General features: G+C 69.0%; 15 protein-coding genes. 13 read left to right on the plus strand and 2 right to left on the minus strand.

Annotated elements, in window-relative coordinates; genetic code table 11:
- Nucleotides 1-169: 169 nt before the first annotated feature.
- A complete protein-coding gene (locus tag CD790_RS05485) occupies nt 170-994 on the minus strand; it encodes a hypothetical protein (RefSeq protein ID WP_186318891.1) in 825 nt (274 codons plus the stop codon).
- Nucleotides 995-1,062: 68 nt separating this feature from the next.
- Nucleotides 1,063-2,331 (minus strand): type VII secretion protein EccE, encoded by a 1,269-nt coding sequence (eccE, locus tag CD790_RS05490; protein ID WP_144381782.1) that lies wholly within the window; start codon nt 2,329-2,331, stop codon nt 1,063-1,065.
- A gap of 283 nt (nt 2,332-2,614) precedes the next feature.
- Between eccE and eccB the strand changes: the two genes are divergently transcribed.
- The 13 genes from eccB to CD790_RS05555 all read left to right on the plus strand — a co-directional run bounded on the left by eccB (nt 2,615) and on the right by CD790_RS05555 (nt 15,035).
- Nucleotides 2,615-4,222: a type VII secretion protein EccB gene (gene eccB / locus CD790_RS05495; protein ID WP_144381783.1), complete on the plus strand. Its 1,608-nt coding sequence runs from the start codon at nt 2,615-2,617 to the stop codon at nt 4,220-4,222.
- A 104-nt stretch (nt 4,223-4,326) separates the two neighbouring features.
- Entirely contained in the window at nt 4,327-5,748 is a 1,422-nt protein-coding gene (gene mycP, locus CD790_RS05500) for a type VII secretion-associated serine protease mycosin (RefSeq protein ID WP_260867359.1), read from the plus strand.
- A gap of 245 nt (nt 5,749-5,993) precedes the next feature.
- On the plus strand, nt 5,994-6,344 hold the full coding sequence (locus CD790_RS05505) for a WXG100 family type VII secretion target (RefSeq protein WP_260867324.1): 351 nt from the start codon (nt 5,994-5,996) through the stop codon (nt 6,342-6,344).
- Nucleotides 6,345-6,394: 50 nt separating this feature from the next.
- Complete coding sequence (locus tag CD790_RS05510; RefSeq protein WP_144381784.1) at nt 6,395-6,679, plus strand: WXG100 family type VII secretion target; 285 nt, start codon at nt 6,395-6,397, stop codon at nt 6,677-6,679.
- A gap of 110 nt (nt 6,680-6,789) precedes the next feature.
- Nucleotides 6,790-7,239, plus strand: coding sequence for a hypothetical protein (locus CD790_RS05515; RefSeq protein ID WP_144381785.1), 450 nt, complete (start codon nt 6,790-6,792; stop codon nt 7,237-7,239).
- Between the two features lie 20 nt (nt 7,240-7,259).
- Nucleotides 7,260-8,780: a WXG100 family type VII secretion target gene (locus CD790_RS05520; RefSeq protein ID WP_144381786.1), complete on the plus strand. Its 1,521-nt coding sequence runs from the start codon at nt 7,260-7,262 to the stop codon at nt 8,778-8,780.
- A 95-nt stretch (nt 8,781-8,875) separates the two neighbouring features.
- Nucleotides 8,876-10,285: a S8 family serine peptidase gene (locus tag CD790_RS05525; protein WP_260867325.1), complete on the plus strand. Its 1,410-nt coding sequence runs from the start codon at nt 8,876-8,878 to the stop codon at nt 10,283-10,285.
- A gap of 80 nt (nt 10,286-10,365) precedes the next feature.
- Nucleotides 10,366-10,599, plus strand: coding sequence for a DUF397 domain-containing protein (locus CD790_RS05530; protein ID WP_144381787.1), 234 nt, complete (start codon nt 10,366-10,368; stop codon nt 10,597-10,599).
- 222 nt (nt 10,600-10,821) lie between these two features.
- Nucleotides 10,822-11,613 (plus strand): hypothetical protein, encoded by a 792-nt coding sequence (locus tag CD790_RS05535; RefSeq protein WP_144381788.1) that lies wholly within the window; start codon nt 10,822-10,824, stop codon nt 11,611-11,613.
- A gap of 21 nt (nt 11,614-11,634) precedes the next feature.
- A complete protein-coding gene (locus tag CD790_RS05540) occupies nt 11,635-11,937 on the plus strand; it encodes a hypothetical protein (RefSeq protein ID WP_144381789.1) in 303 nt (100 codons plus the stop codon).
- A gap of 26 nt (nt 11,938-11,963) precedes the next feature.
- Nucleotides 11,964-12,701 carry a hypothetical protein gene (locus tag CD790_RS05545; RefSeq protein WP_144381790.1) on the plus strand — a complete coding sequence of 246 codons (738 nt, stop codon included), beginning with the start codon at nt 11,964-11,966 and terminating at the stop codon, nt 12,699-12,701.
- Nucleotides 12,702-12,768: 67 nt separating this feature from the next.
- Complete coding sequence (locus tag CD790_RS05550) at nt 12,769-13,125, plus strand: hypothetical protein (protein WP_144381791.1); 357 nt, start codon at nt 12,769-12,771, stop codon at nt 13,123-13,125.
- 149 nt (nt 13,126-13,274) lie between these two features.
- The gene (locus CD790_RS05555; protein ID WP_144381792.1) at nt 13,275-15,035 is read left to right on the plus strand and encodes a YwqJ-related putative deaminase; all 1,761 of its coding nucleotides are present in this window, start codon (nt 13,275-13,277) and stop codon (nt 15,033-15,035) included.
- Nucleotides 15,036-15,064: the final 29 nt, after the last annotated feature.

The raw sequence follows: 15,064 nt of genomic DNA on the forward strand, positions 1-15,064 counted from the left end.
GCGTATGACAAGACTAATCACCCTGCGCACCAGGCGGCAGGCCCGTCTCGCCCTGGAGGGCGTCCGTCACCTCGTGCACACCTCGCACACGCCTCGACCACGTCTCACCGCACCTCTTCACCTGTCGCCGTGCGCGCGGCGGACGTCGGGGAAGCGCCCCGTGACCGGCTCAGTCCACCCGGCGCGGGGAGCCCAGCAGACCCGTCTCGGCCTCGGTCGGCTGCGTCATGACGTATCGCCGGGAGGTCCGGTTGCACCAGAGCGTGACGCCGTCCCCCAGCGTTGACAGGGCGGTCACGTCCTCGTCCGGCAGCCCCATGATCCGGCCGACCTGCTTCGCCTCCTCGGGGGAGACGCGCTGTACGCCCACCAGGTCCGCGTTCTCCAGGAGGCGCGGCGCGACCGGGCTCAGATACGGCAACAGGGTCAGCACCGCCTGCCACGGCAACGCGGAGACCCGTCCCCGCGGAGGGCGCACGCCGCAGTCCCGCACCACCAGCACCGGGCTGCCCACCGACGGCCCCTGCGGCGGCACGCGGCCGACGTCGAAGACCGTCATGCACTGCTGTCCGCCCCCGGCGGCCTGGACCAGGTTGGCCCACATGTGGGGGCGGCCGGTCTCGACGGCGATCCGGGCGCCGGTGCCCGCGGTGCGCAGAGCCAGTGCCTGAGCGGTCCACAACCCGCCGATGAGCACCGCGTCGAACGGCTCCGGCCGGCTGAAGCCGAGCACGGCGGGCACGCCCTGGGCGTCGACCCCGATGGTCACGCCGTCGTCGCCGACCGGAAGCGCCATCGCCGCCAACTGCTCCGCCGACAGCGCATGTCGCTCGCGGCGCGGACCGATGAGACCGAAGCCGGCGCGCGCCCGGCGCGGTGCCGCGGCGCCGGCCCCCTGGGGCGCTCCCGCGGCCCCCGCCGCTCCGGCGGAACCGGGCCTCCGCACGGCACCGGCGCGACCCGCGGAGCTGGGTATGCCGGTGACGCCGGGCATCCACGGCGTACCGGACGTACCCGTGGTGCCGGCCGCCCCGGCGGCGGACGGAGAAGTCGTGGCGGACATCAGCGAGTGCCTCCCAGCGGCAGAGTGGCGAGCATGCCCGGCAGCTGTTCGCGGTCCAGGCGTACGAGTCCGACCTTGACGCCCCGCGCGACCCGCTCCAAGGTCTTGCGGGCGTCGACCAGTTCGCTGTCGCTGCGTCCGGTGATCCGCACGTGTCCGCTCACCCGCGGCTCGCCGCCCCAGCCGCGCCCGCTGCCGTGCGCCAGTGTCAGGCTGAAGGTGCTGGCGAGGGCCGGCACGGAGGTGAGCTGCGCGACCACCTGCGGCAGCGGCACGCTGCCCGCGCCCAGCTGCGGCCAGCGGCCGACCCAGTAGGTGGTGTGCCAGCGGTCGTCACAGCGCCAGGCGCGCGATGTCTCCACCGTGCGACGGTTGGGCGTGTTCGCCCGCGCGGCCTGGGCGGTGGCGGCCGGGTTGGCGCAGGCGGAGGTGGCGACGGCGGACGCCAGCTCGCCCTCCTCCAATGCCTTGGCGGTGAAGCCCGCCCCGGCGAGCCGGCTCGCCAACTGGTCGACCGCGCGGACCAGACAGCGCTGCGCGCCCTCCAGACCGCCGCCGCGCGCCGCGACGGCCTCGGAGCACAGCTCCGGGTGCAGCTTGAGCGCCACCCAGGTCAACCGGACGGCGGGGGCGCCGCTCTGCTCCTGAAGCGGGCCGTAGCTGCGGGCCGCCACCGACTGCTCCGGAAGGTGTGGGGCGGGCGCCGGCTGGGTGTGCTGGACGACCTGCACCGACTCCAGCCGGATGTCGTCCACCCGCAACGCGTCCCGCAACAGCCCCAGCGGCAGCGGACGCTCCGCCGCCCCCGGCCGCAGCGGGTCGTCGGAGCCCTGCACCTGGAGCACGGCGGTCAGGAAGGTGCCGTCGCCCACCATGCCCATCTCACGGCGGTCGCGCGCGGTGTACGCGTACGAACGCAGCGCCGGATCGCACTCGACGGCGGGCGCCAGCGACGGGTCCGTGCCGGCCGGAACCGGCTCCTTGGCGCGCTTCTGACGACGGCGCAGCGCCACCGCGGTGGCCAGCCAGTCCGGCACCGGCTGCTGACGACGGCGCAACACGGCCACCACGAGCAGCAGAACGGCGACGGCCGCGGCCGGACCGACCAGCAGCGGGGAGGGGGAGATGGCCCAGGCGACCAGCACCAGGGCGGCCGCGACCTCGAACAGCACCAGCTGCCGCAGTCGCGGGGCCCCGAGGCTCGTGGTGCGTGAGGGCTGCCGCGGTACGGCACGCTCGGGAGTGCGCGCGCGTGTGGCAGAGCTCATCAGGGAGACCACCTTGTCCTTTTCATCCGGAACAACCCGTCGCGGCGGGTCGGCTGATCGCGCTGTCACGGTATCGGACACGCGTGGCGGCGCCGCCGGCGCCCGAACCCTGCCCGAAACCCTCCCGGAACGCGGCGTATCGGCCCCACCCCTCGACACCCCCATCACACCCGCCCCTCGGGTACCGGCATAGTAGAGAGCCGGTCCGGGACGGTGCGCACGGCGGACGTCCGCGGACCGAGGCCGACAACTGAGGCCGACAACCGGGGAGAAGCGGCTACACATGGCATCGCGGCGGGACGAGCTCAACGCCTACACCTTTGCGCGGAAGCGGACCATCTCCGCCTTCCTGCAGCCTGCGCTCAGCGTCACCGAGGAAGGCGCGCCGCGCCCGCTGCGCGCGGTGCTGCCGGGTCTGATCATCGGCGCGCTGATCCTCGCGGGCTTCGGCGCCTGGGGCATGTTCAAGCCGCCGGCCCCCAAGGGCTGGGACGAACCCGAGGCCCATGTCATCGTCGGCAGCTCCTCCACCACCCGTTACGTGGTGCTGAAGACCGACGGCAAGAAGCAGCTCCACCCGGTGCTCAACCTCGCCTCGGCCAAACTCCTGCTCAGCCCGGGCAAGTCCAGCATCATCAAGGTGAAGGAGTCGGTGCTGGACAGCGGGGACATCCCGCGCGGCCCGACGCTCGGCATCCCGTTCGCCCCCGACCGCATGCCCTCCGCCGACGACGCGCGCAAGCAGAAGCACTGGGCGGTCTGCGAACAGCCCGGCGGCAACAACACCAGCACCCAGAAGGCGGTCTTCCTCTTCGCCGACCGCGAGGCGGACAAGGTCGAGGGCTCCGAACGGCTGCGCGGCGCCGAGGTGCTCTACGTCCAGGGCAGGTCCGGCGCCCGCTACCTCGTGGACCCGCGCGGGGTGAAGTACCTGATCGGCAACGCGAAGAACCGTCAGGAGGCCACCGGCCCCGAGTACAACCTGCTGCTGCGCACCCTCTTCTCGGACGGCGCGATCCCGCAGCAGGTGACCGACGACTGGCTCGGCACCCTCAAGGACGGCCAGCCCATCGTCTTCCCCACGGTCCCCGGCGAGGTCGGCACCGACGCCGGCGTGGCCACCCTGGGGCAGCAGGCCAACCGGGTCGGCATGGTGCTCACCGCCTCCACCGGCACCGGCCCGCAGCACTACGTCGTACTCAAGGGCAAGGTCGCCCGCGTCTCCGACTTCGTCGCCAACCTGCTGCTCAGCAGCGGCCAACTGGCCGACCTGGAGCAGAACGGCAAGGCCGAGCAGGTCAGCGCGGCCGACTTCACCTCGGACGCGGAGGAGTTCTCCGGCGACCGCAACTGGCCCGTCGAGCGCCCGCGCCAGGTCAACTCCGTGGACCCGAACGAGGGCGGCGCGGCCCACGACACCGTGTGCAGCATCCTCGACGGGGTCGGCTCCGACGCCACCCCGCGGCTGGGCACCTGGGCCGGCAAGAACTACCCGGCGACCATCATGGACGGCGCCACCAGCGCCTACGTCACCCCCGGCACCGGCCTCCTCTACCGACAGATCCAGGGCAAGTCCACCAAGACCGGACAGGTCTTCCTGGTCACCGACACCGGGCTGCGCTACCAGGTGCAGGCCAACAGCGACAGCAGCACCGGCAAGTCCAAGATCGGCGACGTGGGCGCGGAGCAGAAGGGCACCGAGGGCGAGGGCCCGACGGACGAGGAGCCGCCGGCGCCGGCCGCACAGCCGCAGACCGAGGCCAACGAGGCGCAGACCCGACTCGGCTACCAGGGCGTGGACCCGCTGCCGGTGCCCGCCAACTGGTCGCAGTTCCTGCCGATCGGGCCGCGCCTGGACACCAACAGCGCTCGACAGCCGCAGGGCCTGTAGTGGCCGTGGGGCCGGTTGGGACGGTACCGGCGGCACCGGAGCCCGCAGGCAGCGGCGCCGGGGCTGGGAACACGGGGGAAGCGAGGGAACGACGGGTGACACGGATGGACGGGGACGGGGCGCCGCGTAGGAGCCGGGTCGCGGGACTGGCGGCCACGGCCGCCCTCATCGGGCTCATCGGCTCGCTGGGGGTGGCCGAGCCGGCCGCCGCGGCCGGTCGGGGCCCGGGCTCGGGATCGGCCTCGACGACCCTGGACGGGAACGGCGAGTGCACCTTCCCGATGAAGAAGCAGATCAAGGGCACTCCCTGGCCGTTGCAGCGGATCGTCCTGGACCAGCTGTGGAAGGACACCAAGGGGCGCGACCCCGACGGCAGGTCGGTGCGGGTGGCCGTCATCGACACCGGCGTGGACAACGAGAACCCGCAGCTGAAGACGGCGGTCGACGCGAGCAGCGGCGCGGACTACCTGCCGCGGAAGGAGCCCGAGCGCCCGCAGCCCGAGCCCGAGCCCGAGCCGGAGCCCAAGGACGACGCCAAGGACCCCAAGGACGGGAAGAAGGGCGACCCCAAGCCCAAGCCGAAGCCCAAGCCGCCGCCACCGCCCCCGCCCAAGCCGCGTGACGGCACGGACGACGAGGTCGGCCACGGCACCAAGGCCGCCGGCATCATCGCCGCGCGCCCGCGCCCGGGCACCGGCTTCGTCGGGCTCGCCCCCGAGGCCACGATCATCCCGCTGCGACAGAACGACGCCCGCGGCACCGGTACCCCGCGCACCATGGCGCTGGCCATCGAGAAGGCCATCGTCGAGGGCGCGCAGATCATCAACATCTCCCAGGACACGGCCGGCCGCCGCCCCTCGCCCGAGCTGGAACTGGCCATCGCCAAGGCCATCAGCGAGGACATCGTGGTCGTCGCCTCCGCCGGCAACGACGGCGCGGACGGCAAGTCGCACCGGACCTACCCGGCGTCCTACCCGGGCGTCCTCGCGGTGGCCGCCTCCGACCGCAACAACGAGCGCGCCGTCTTCTCGCAGAGCGGCGACTTCATCGGGGTGGCCGCGCCCGGCGTCGAGATCGTCTCCACCGTCCCCAAGGGCGGCCAGTGCGTCGACAACGGCACCAGCTTCTCCGCCCCGTACGTGGCCGGGGTCGCCGCCCTGATCCGGGCGAAGCACCCGGACTGGAAGAACCACCAGGTCGTGGCGCAGATCGAGCAGACCGCGGAGCGCGGCGTCAACGGCCGCGACCGCTACATCGGCTGGGGCGTCGTGGACCCCGTTCGGGCCCTCAACGACGACGAGCGCCCGATCGACAAGCCCACCGCTGAGAAGCCCCATGCCGCCAACGTGAAGCCGCCGCAGGTGACCCCGCTCCCCGAGGGAGAGACCCCGCAGGAGCGCCGCGAACGCCTGGCCACCTACGCGCTCGGGGCGGCCGGCGTGCTCGTGGCGGTCACCACCGGCGGGGCCGTCGTGCTGCGCGACTGGCGCCGCCGACGCGGCCCGGGAACCCCGGTGACGTCGTGAAACGACGTGGTCCGGGGGACCCGGCGGTCTCGTGGAAGGAGCAGGTCATCGGGGTGTCAGCAAGCTGACGGTACGCCAGAGCAAAGTTGACCTTGCTGTAACAGCGCTGTCACAGCCCCCGTTACCCGGTAGTTCGCCGTTTCGAGGGTGACTAGAGTGGGAGTTGACAACTTCGGTCTGATGGTTAACGGGTGCCGCGACGGCGGCCGCCCCGACAACATCCAAATCATGGGGGATGGTTCAGCGTGGCAGGTACGTTCGGTGCTAAGTCCGACGAACTCACGGTGCTGATCAGTGACCTCGGGAAGATGCACGACAGCATCGAGGGCAAGATCGGCACGCTCAACCGTGTGATCGACGCGATCGAGGGCCACTGGACCGGCGTCGCGGCCGGTGAGTACAACGCGCTCCAGGAGCGGGTGAACCTCGACGTCAAGCGCATCAAGGAGATGCTCGCCTTCACCAAGGAGGCCATGTCGGCGAGCCGGGACGGGTTCGACGAGCACGAGATCGAGCGGCTCAACAGCTTCAAGGGTGTCGACACCCCCGGCGGCCTGGGCAGCAACGGCGTTCTCGACCGTTTCCAGGTTTCCTAACCCGTCCACCAGCTCGTCAGCTCGCTTCACACCCAGGAGACTCAAAGCCCATGAAGATCACGTATGAGGTCGTGACCAAGGCTGCCGGCGACGTCAAGACGACGGCCGACAACCTCCACGAGGAGCTCGTCGCTCTCCAGCGGCGGGTCGAAGCCCAGGTCGCCCACTGGGAGGGTCAGACCAAGGAGGCGTTCCACGACCGCCAGCGCGACTGGGACATGCGGGTCAAGAACATGCACGAGACCCTCAACACCATCGCGACCAAGCTCAACCAGGCCGTGCAGGGCTACGGTGACACCGACCAGGCCCAGCGCCGCCGCTTCGCGTCGCTCTGAGGTCGGCTGACCTCCACGGAACATCAAGACCGCCGCTGAGTGTGGGATGTGCGCTGACGCACATCCCACACTCACGGCTGTTAGGCATCAGGCACTAGGGGAGGTGCTTCATGGGAGAATCGGCCCCAAAGGGCAAGGTGGACGCTCCCAGCGACTCACTGCAGGAGTTCAAGAAGAAGGTCGACAAGCTCCTGCTCGACCTGGGCGAGTCCGACGCCAACCACACGCGCATCGGCGAGCAGAAGGTCGCCGCCACGGCATACGGCTCACTCCCGCAGTCGCCCACGCTGGCGACCGCCTACAGCACCATGCACCTGAAGCTCCAACAGCTCTCGAAGATGCTGGGCGAGCAGTTGGAGGCGATGGGCATCGCGGTCGGCCTGGCCGACGGTGACTACCAGGCGACCGACCAGAAACACGCCCAGCGACTGCAGCAGATCCAGGCGAGCAGCAAGGCTTATTACGAGGCGTGGGAGAAGCAGAACGGTAAGAAGGACGCGCCGGAATCCGGCAAGGGTAAGGCCGGTGGCGATGAAGACCTTGGCAAAAAGGGCGCCTGAGGCGAACGGGGGATAGTGACGTGGGCGACAAGAAGCTGCCGCCGCTGGACGCTTGTTACAACGTGCAGGGCTTTGAGAACCTCTCCTTGGACCGCATGGTCGGCATGGTCATGGGCGCCGATTCCGGTGAGATCATCCGGAAGGGGGAGGCCCTCACCAAGGCCAAGGGGGAGTTCGAGAAGATCGGCAACCTGCTCAAGCAGCGGGCCGGCAACGTCACGTGGGAAGGCGAGGGCGGAAACGCCTTCCGCGAGTGGGGCGACGACTTCGCCAAGCAGGTGCTGAAGATGGCGGAGATGGTCGGCAACGTCGGCTCCGCCATGGAGACCGCGGGCGGGGCGCTCAGCAACGCCACGACACAGCTGTCGTCGTTGTCCGACGGTCTTCTGGTGTGCTACGCGGACGGTGACAAGGAGAAGACCCGGCTCGAGAAGGTCGACAAGGCACGGGAGGAAGCCCTTCCCGTGCTGTACAAGCTGGCCTCCTACTACATGATGTCTGAGAACGACATCACCGCGCAGGCGTCGAACGAGCCGGTGTTCAGGCCGTTGCCGGATTCGTCGTTGCCGGACGAGAAGGTCTGGAACGGCATCGGTAGCTATGGCTCGTCTGGCGGCTATGGCGGCGGTGCACAAGGAGCCGGAGGCTCCGGTTATGGCGGGGGTTCGTCTGGCAATCACCACGTCAACCCCGTCCCGCCGATGTCCGGACCTCCCAACGTCGGAGACGTACCCCCTCTCGGGGACGTTGTTGATCCTCCCAGGCCGGGGCGCGACGTTCCCCTTCCGGGTAACGAATTGCCCTCTCCGGGAACCCCCGGGGATCCGCCCAAGCCTGACCACGGCCCTGGCCGGGTCCCGGACATGCCGAGCATTCCGGAAGGCAACACGGATCTCGACAGCGTGCACGTTCCCGAGACGCCCACGGTTCCGACTACGCCCACACCGCCGAGTCCTTCGCTTCCCCAGCCCGGACCTGGGACTCCTCCCAGCATTCCTGGCGGGCCCCCGCAATTGCCAACCATCCCGGGCCTTCCGGCGCCGGGCGGTCGCCGTACCGTGCCCACCCTTCCCGGGCCGGGACCGTCGCGGGTTCCTTCCACTACGGGCCCGCTGGGTAAGGGACCTCTCCCCCCGATCACTCCGTTTACGCCTCAAACCTCTCCGGTTGGCAAGCCCATCGTGGGCATGCCGAGCCCGCAGGGGCCGACGGGGTCGGTGCGAGGCGTTCCCGGTGGAGGTGCCATCGGAGTTCCTCCGCAGACCATGGGTCGTGGTGCCCCTGTGATGGGCGGCGGATCCGGGATTGTCGGCGGCCGCTCTGGAGCAGTCGGCGCCACTGGGCGCACCGTCGGCTCTGGAGGCACGGCGCTCGGGCGTGGCGTGATCGGGGCGAACGGCGTCGCTGGGGCGCCTCTTGGCGGGTCTGCCGGGCAGCGTCGCCCGAATCGAGATGATCAGGCTACGCGCCAGCGTCAGCTCGAGGACGAGGAGACGTGGATCACCGGAAGGGATGACATCGTCCCTCCCGTCATCGAGTAGGGCGAGACCAGCAGTTGGTGACCGCTGACGGTGAGCAGAGAACGCGAGTAGGTGGGATGAAAACGACAGTCACGCTTGCACGTCGTGGAGCGCGGGTGGTGATTCCTGTGCTTGCTTCTCTGCTCGCTGTGAGCGGCGCCTTCGCGCCATCTGCTGCTGCGCAGACCATGCGCGAGCGACAGTGGTACCTGGACAAGATGCAGGCCGAGAAGATGTGGAAGGTCAGCACTGGTAAGGGCATTACTGTCGCTGTACTAGATGGTGGTGTTAATCCCTCTGTTCCGGAGCTCGCCGGGAAGGTTCTGAAGGGGAAGAACTTCGTCGAGCCGGAGAAGGGGGCACACCGGGACAAGGATGGGCACGGGTCAGCGATGGCCATGCTCATCGCTGGCAACGGGGTAAATAACCAAGGAATCAAAGGCCTTGCTCCCGGTGCGCAGATCCTTCCGCTCACGATTTTCGGGTCGACCAAAACTGAAACCAATAGCGTGCCGGGGATGGTCAAGGCCATCCGCTACGCGGCCGATAGCGATGCCCGGATTCTCAATATCTCTGTGGCGTTCAACATGGTTCAGCTCGATGACAAACAAGAGCGGGAGATCGAGGAGGCCGCTGCCTACGCTATCAAGCGTGGAAAGCTGATCTTTGCAGGTGCGGGAAACGATGGAGACAAGGGAAACTTCATCTCGTATCCCGCTGCCGTGAACGGCGTCGTTGCTGTCGGGGCATACGATTCAGAGTTTTCATGGGCGAAGTTCTCGAGCTACGGCGGTTACCTTGGGCTCTCAGCCCCTGGGGTTGACATTCCTATTCGTTGCGGACCTGACCAGCCGGGATATTGTCATAGCGAAGGCACCAGTCAAGCGACCGCCCTCGCCTCCGCCTCCGCCGCGCTGATCTGGGCCAAGCACCCCGACTGGACCGGGAACCAGGTCCTTCGGGTCATGATCGAGACCGCGGGGAAGCCGGATCCGCCCCTTCCCAGCCGCTACCTCGGCTACGGCTCCGTCCGGCCTCGGCTGAACGTGCTGGAGAACAAGGGCAACCCGGGCCCCGCCGACGTCAATCCGCTCGTCGAGCTCAACGAGAAGCGCTCGTCGGACGGCAAGTCGCCTTCGCCGTCCGCCTCCAAGAAGCCGGCCGCTCCGGCGTCGCCGGGTGAGAAGGGTGAGGAGAGCGAGACGGTCGACTCCTCCGCCAGCGGTTCCGGTAGCGATCCGGCTGAGAGCACTGGCAGGGTCATCGGCGCGGTCGGCGTCTGCGTAGCCGCGTTCTTCGGGGTGCGGGCGGTGGTTCGGCGCCGTAAGGCCGCCCGTGCGCAGAGCGCGCCCCCCGCCGCCGGCGCGCCGCCGTACCCCTATCCGTACCCGCCGGGTGCGCAGAACGCGCCGTACGCACCCCCGGCGCCCCACGTGCCGCAGCACCCGCAGGGGCCGCCGCCGTATGGGCAGCAGTTCCCCCATCCGCCGCAGCCGCCGACGGCGCCTCCGCGGCAGGACCAATAGCAGATATCGCCCGTTTCCTTGGCCCTCATCGTCTCTCGCGAGGCGGTGGGGGCCGAGCCGGTTGAAGGGAAATAGAACTGATGGCTGACGCGCAGGAGAAGGCCGAGCTGTACGCCCTCGACATTTCCGATGTCGAGTGGGTGGGCGCGCCGGGGACCGCCGAGTCGGAGGAGCGGGTGGAGATTGCGTATCTGCCGGGCGGGGCGGTGGCGATGAGGTCGTCGGCCGACCCGGGTACCGTGCTGCGCTACACCGAGCGGGAATGGACGGCCTTCGTGCTCGGGGCCCGGGACGGGGAGTTCGACGTGGAGTGATATGAAGTGGGCTTGAGGTGTGCGGCCGGCAACGCGATGTCAACCCTTTTCTGTCACAGGAATGATGCAAAGATCACGCCCCTGTGATGACGCGAACAAGGGTTCCCCTGAGGCGTTAAGAACGTGCTAACGTGTGCCAAATCGAAGGTCAACAAGCGGTGCTTCTTGGTCGCTGGACACAAGGGCACAGAAGTCCTTGTGACCGGCCAGACAGGGGGAAGTATGGCTGATGACATCTTTCGCGAGCTGCAGAAATTCCAGGATTACATGCGGAATCTGCAGCAATTCATGTCGGACATCAACAGCCTGACGCCGGAGCGCGCGGAAGGCATGGACGCGCAGGGCGCCGTCCGTGTCCGACTCGGCCCCAAGGGGCTGCCGGAGTCGATCGAGGTGGCCTCCGACTGGCAGCGTCGACAGCATCCCGAGAGCATCGGACAGGCCGTCGTCGAGGCGTACGGGTCCGCGATGAGTGACTGGTTGGAGCGTTGGTCCCGGTCGCTCACCGACATGGGATGGGAGCGCCGGGCGGAGCGGGTCGGCGATCTCCGCGGCGCGCTCGGCTCCGCGCCCGCCGCCAGTACGTACTCGGGTTCGGGGGCGGCGTTCGGCCTCCCGCCTGCGGGTATGCCCGAGCAGCGGGATCTGCGGCATGTCGTTCCGCGGCCCTTGGACCAGGTGATGGAGGACGTGCTCACCGGCTTCGAGATGCTCGAGGGCGCGAGCGAGGACTCGTTCGCGCCGCCCGAGGTCAAGGGGGAGTCCGCGGGGCGCCGGGTCAGCATCACCCTCTCCCAGCACGGCCTCGTCTCCTGCGAGGTGGACCCGCAGTGGGCCGCCCAGCAGACGGCCGTCCGGCTCGGCAAGGCGCTGGAGGAGGCGCTGGCCCAGGCCCTCGCCAAGGCCGAACAGTCCGAGAGCGCCGGCGCGGCGGGACTCGCGAACCTCCACTTGAGCGGCGTGATGGACGAGGCGCTGGCGATCCTCAACAACCCGCAACGCTTCCTCAACTGATCTCCGGAAGGATGAAGAGCCTTGAGTGACGGACTCAAAGTCATCACCGACGCGATACGCACCGACGCGAGCATGTGGGACAAGCAGTCCACGGCGATCGGTGAGGCCGGGACGAAGATCAAGGGCATGACGCCGACCCGGCTCGAATGGGGCATATTCCAGATGATCCACGGCCCGTACACGGATGCCATCGACCATCTGTCGGCCCGCTGCGGCGAAGGCAAGAGCCGGATGTCGGAGATCGCGGACGCACTGGTGAAGAACGCGAAGGCATACGACGACCAAGAGGTCGAGACGACGAAGTCCGTGAAGGACGCGTACTAGGCGAGCCGGGAGAACGGGGAGATCTCATGGGATTCAATCAGGCGCAGTTCCAGGCCATCATCGACAAGATGACCGGTGGCCTCACCACGATGCAGACGACGACGACCAAGCTCGGCCCGAAGGTGGAGCACACGGCCAACCAGTGGTACGTGCCCAACCCGGTCGCCCAAATGCTGATCGGCATCTGCAACAAGGTCATCGAGGGCATCAACTGGATCGTCGAAAAGATCCTCGACTTCCTCAAGGGCGTGGCCGCCCCGGTCATCATGTTCATGGACGCCGTCACCTGGGAGGGGGAGGAGATCCGGGGGAAGGCGACCAGCGTCGCTGCCAGTACGCAGAAGTTCAACCTCAAGGCCCCCAAGGAGTGGAAGGGCGAGGGTGCCAGCGCCTACACCGACGCCGTCTACACCCAGTCCGGTGCCGCCGGGCAGATCGGCACCAGCGCGGACAAGATCGCGGGCTCGCTGAAGCTCTGCGCGGCGGCGGGGGTCACCTTCTATGCGGCGATCGGCACCTTCCTCGTCCAGCTGATCCCGGCGCTGATGGCCGCGTCGGCGGCGGCCGCCTCCGTGGTCGGCTTCGCTCCCGCCGGGCTGATCGTCGCCGGAGAGGTGGCGGTCGGAGGGGTCGTCTTCTGGGGGGCGGTGGCCGCCCTCGGCGCCGTGATCACCGCCCAGTGGTCGGACAGGGCCACGCTCACCGGCGAGGCCAGCGACAACACCAACTTCCCCGACGGCAAGTGGCCGGTGGGCACGGCCTGATCCACCGAAGCGACGCGTGCCGGGGATGTCCTGAGCCGTCATCACCGTGAAGGCGGGGAGTGAAGCCGTGTACGGACCACGAGTGGCCCTCTGGGGGGCCGGACTGAGCTCGCTCGGCTGGCTGTGGCTGCCCGTGCTCACCGACGACGCCGTCCAGCTGCCTCCGCCGCCGGTGATTGTCGTCCTCTGCCTGGTCGCGATCTTCTGCCCGGGATGGGCCGAAGTGTACGCGCGGCGCAGAAAGCAGCGTGACTGGTACGCCGGACGGTTCGCCTCGTTCGATGAGCTGCGGGCCTCGGTGGACACCGCGGCGCTCCGCCGGACGCGGGACGAACGAGGAGAGGCGAGTGCCGTACGACAGCTCAGGCTGCAGTACTTCTGGCTCCCGCCGGACGTGGCCCGCAAGCTCATCAGGGAGCTGTGAACTCCACGCGCCACAGGGGCGGTCCATCACCTCAGGGTGACGGGCCGCCCCAGCTGCGTAATTCATGATCAATAGGGAACTGGCGCCCCGAAGAGCGACGTCCTTCACTCCGTACATGGCTGTATCAGCAAGGCATGGGGGTACGGGGGATGGGAGTCGTCCTACCGGACGAGTTGGCGATGGTCCTCGATCTGATCGGCGTCACCTGGCCGAACGTCGACGAGGACGACTACCGCGAGACGGCCAAGTCGCTGCAGAGCTTCGCAGAGGCCGTCGACACGGGTCGGGGTGACACCAACACCGCGCTGAACCGGCTGATCTCCACCAACAAGGGTGAGATGGCCACCGCCATCAACGCCCATGTGAACAAGCTCAACGGCAAGCACCTGCACAACCTCGCCGAGGCGAGTCGGCTGCTGGCCGGGGCGCTGGAGGGGGCGGCCTATGTCGTCGAAGGCGCCAAACTGGCGGCGATCGTGCAGTTGGGCATCCTCGCCGCCGAGGTCACCGCGGCACAGATCGCGGCGCCGTTCACCCTGGGCCTGTCCGAGCTCGGGGCGCTGGCCGGCGTGGCGGTCACCCGTACCGTCGTCAAACGGCTGCTGAAGGAGGCGGGCGAGGTCGCCGCCGAGCAGGTGCTCGCGGTCGTGACCGGCCCGGTCTTCGCCGCGCTGGAGAACATGGCGACGGACCTCGTGGTCCAAGTCGCCGCCGACGCCGCGGGGATCCAGGACGGCGTCGATCTGAACCAGACCGCCAAGGCGGGCAAGGAAGGCATGCAACTCGCCAGCGCGGACGGCGGCGGGGGTCTGGTGCTGGCCAGCGCCGGCGCTCCGGGCGGCCTCGCCGACCTGGAGTTCGACGACTACGAGCACGGCCGCTTCGCCTCGCGTGTGCACAGCCACTCCCTCCACCTGGACGAGAAGGGCAGCGGTCACCTCCGGCTCGGGCGCGGCCACTTCAACCGTACGAAGGGGCGCGGCGACCTGGCGCAGGTCATCGAGAACGCCTTCGAGAAGGCGATCAAGACGATCGGCGACTCCCACGGCCAGCTGAAGAAGCATCTGGGCGACGTCGGAACGGCCCTCGACAAGGCGGGCGGGGCGCAGCAGGGCCAGAACAAGAAGGCCCGCGACAGCTTCGCCGGGGTCCGCAAGCCGGACGTGGGCAAGGACTCCGGCGGCTCCGGGGGCGGCGGTGGTGGCAAGGGTCCCGGCGGCGGTGGCGGCGGCAAGGGCCCGGGCGGCGGGGGCAACGGCTCGAACGGCGACGACCCGCCGAACTGGCACGGCCGCACCGCCCGGGAGACCCGCCACCACCGGCTGGACTCGGTGAACGTGAACGGTCTGTCCCAGAAGGAGCAGGAGGACAGGCTGCGGGAGCGCACGGACAAGCTCATCGAGGACTCCCGCCGGGAGATCCCGCCGGAGGCCAAGGGGGTGACGGACGTCGGCAAGAGCCGACGCACCGACGGCTGCGCCGGCAGCTTTCTGCACCAGGGCGAGATCACCTCGCACACCAGCTTCCAGAAGAAGAAGATCTCCAAGCAGTTGCAGGGCGAGGCACGGGAGGAGGCGATCCGGAAGCAGACCCCGGACGTCCACCCGGCGCTGGACCGGCTCTACCAGGACATCAAGGACTCGGGAGTCGAGACCGGGAAGGGGCATGGGCAGTGCGCCGAGATCGCCCTGCTCTCGGACCGGCTGCACAAGCTCGACCCCACCGGGCAGATCACCGACCCCAAGGAGGCGAGAAAGCTGTTGGAGGGGGGCGTGATGGACACGCGCACCATCGATGATGTGTTTGATCGCGAGACGGGGAACAAGGTCCTCTCGAAGGGCGATCACCTTCCGGCGTGCAATTCCTGTAAACATGCCTTGCCGGCCCTGGGCATCAGGGTCGTCAAGTAGGGCCGCGGCACCGTCCGCGTGACATCCAG

This window comes from Streptomyces sp. SAJ15, from assembly GCF_007595705.1.
Taxonomy (GTDB): domain Bacteria; phylum Actinomycetota; class Actinomycetes; order Streptomycetales; family Streptomycetaceae; genus Streptomyces.

What these genes read in the sequence shown, in the direction of transcription:
- eccE (WP_144381782.1), bottom strand. Translation starts at nt 2,331, where the DNA reads ATGAGCTCTGCCACACGCGCGCGCACTCCCGAGCGTGCCGTACCGCGG.
- CD790_RS05510 (WP_144381784.1), top strand. Translation starts at nt 6,395, where the DNA reads ATGAAGATCACGTATGAGGTCGTGACCAAGGCTGCCGGCGACGTCAAG.
- CD790_RS05485 (WP_186318891.1), bottom strand. Translation starts at nt 994, where the DNA reads ATGCCCGGCGTCACCGGCATACCCAGCTCCGCGGGTCGCGCCGGTGCC.
- CD790_RS05545 (WP_144381790.1), top strand. Translation starts at nt 11,964, where the DNA reads ATGGGATTCAATCAGGCGCAGTTCCAGGCCATCATCGACAAGATGACC.
- CD790_RS05555 (WP_144381792.1), top strand. Translation starts at nt 13,275, where the DNA reads ATGGGAGTCGTCCTACCGGACGAGTTGGCGATGGTCCTCGATCTGATC.
- CD790_RS05515 (WP_144381785.1), top strand. Translation starts at nt 6,790, where the DNA reads ATGGGAGAATCGGCCCCAAAGGGCAAGGTGGACGCTCCCAGCGACTCA.
- CD790_RS05535 (WP_144381788.1), top strand. Translation starts at nt 10,822, where the DNA reads ATGGCTGATGACATCTTTCGCGAGCTGCAGAAATTCCAGGATTACATG.
- mycP (WP_260867359.1), top strand. Translation starts at nt 4,327, where the DNA reads ATGGACGGGGACGGGGCGCCGCGTAGGAGCCGGGTCGCGGGACTGGCG.
- eccB (WP_144381783.1), top strand. Translation starts at nt 2,615, where the DNA reads ATGGCATCGCGGCGGGACGAGCTCAACGCCTACACCTTTGCGCGGAAG.
- CD790_RS05530 (WP_144381787.1), top strand. Translation starts at nt 10,366, where the DNA reads ATGGCTGACGCGCAGGAGAAGGCCGAGCTGTACGCCCTCGACATTTCC.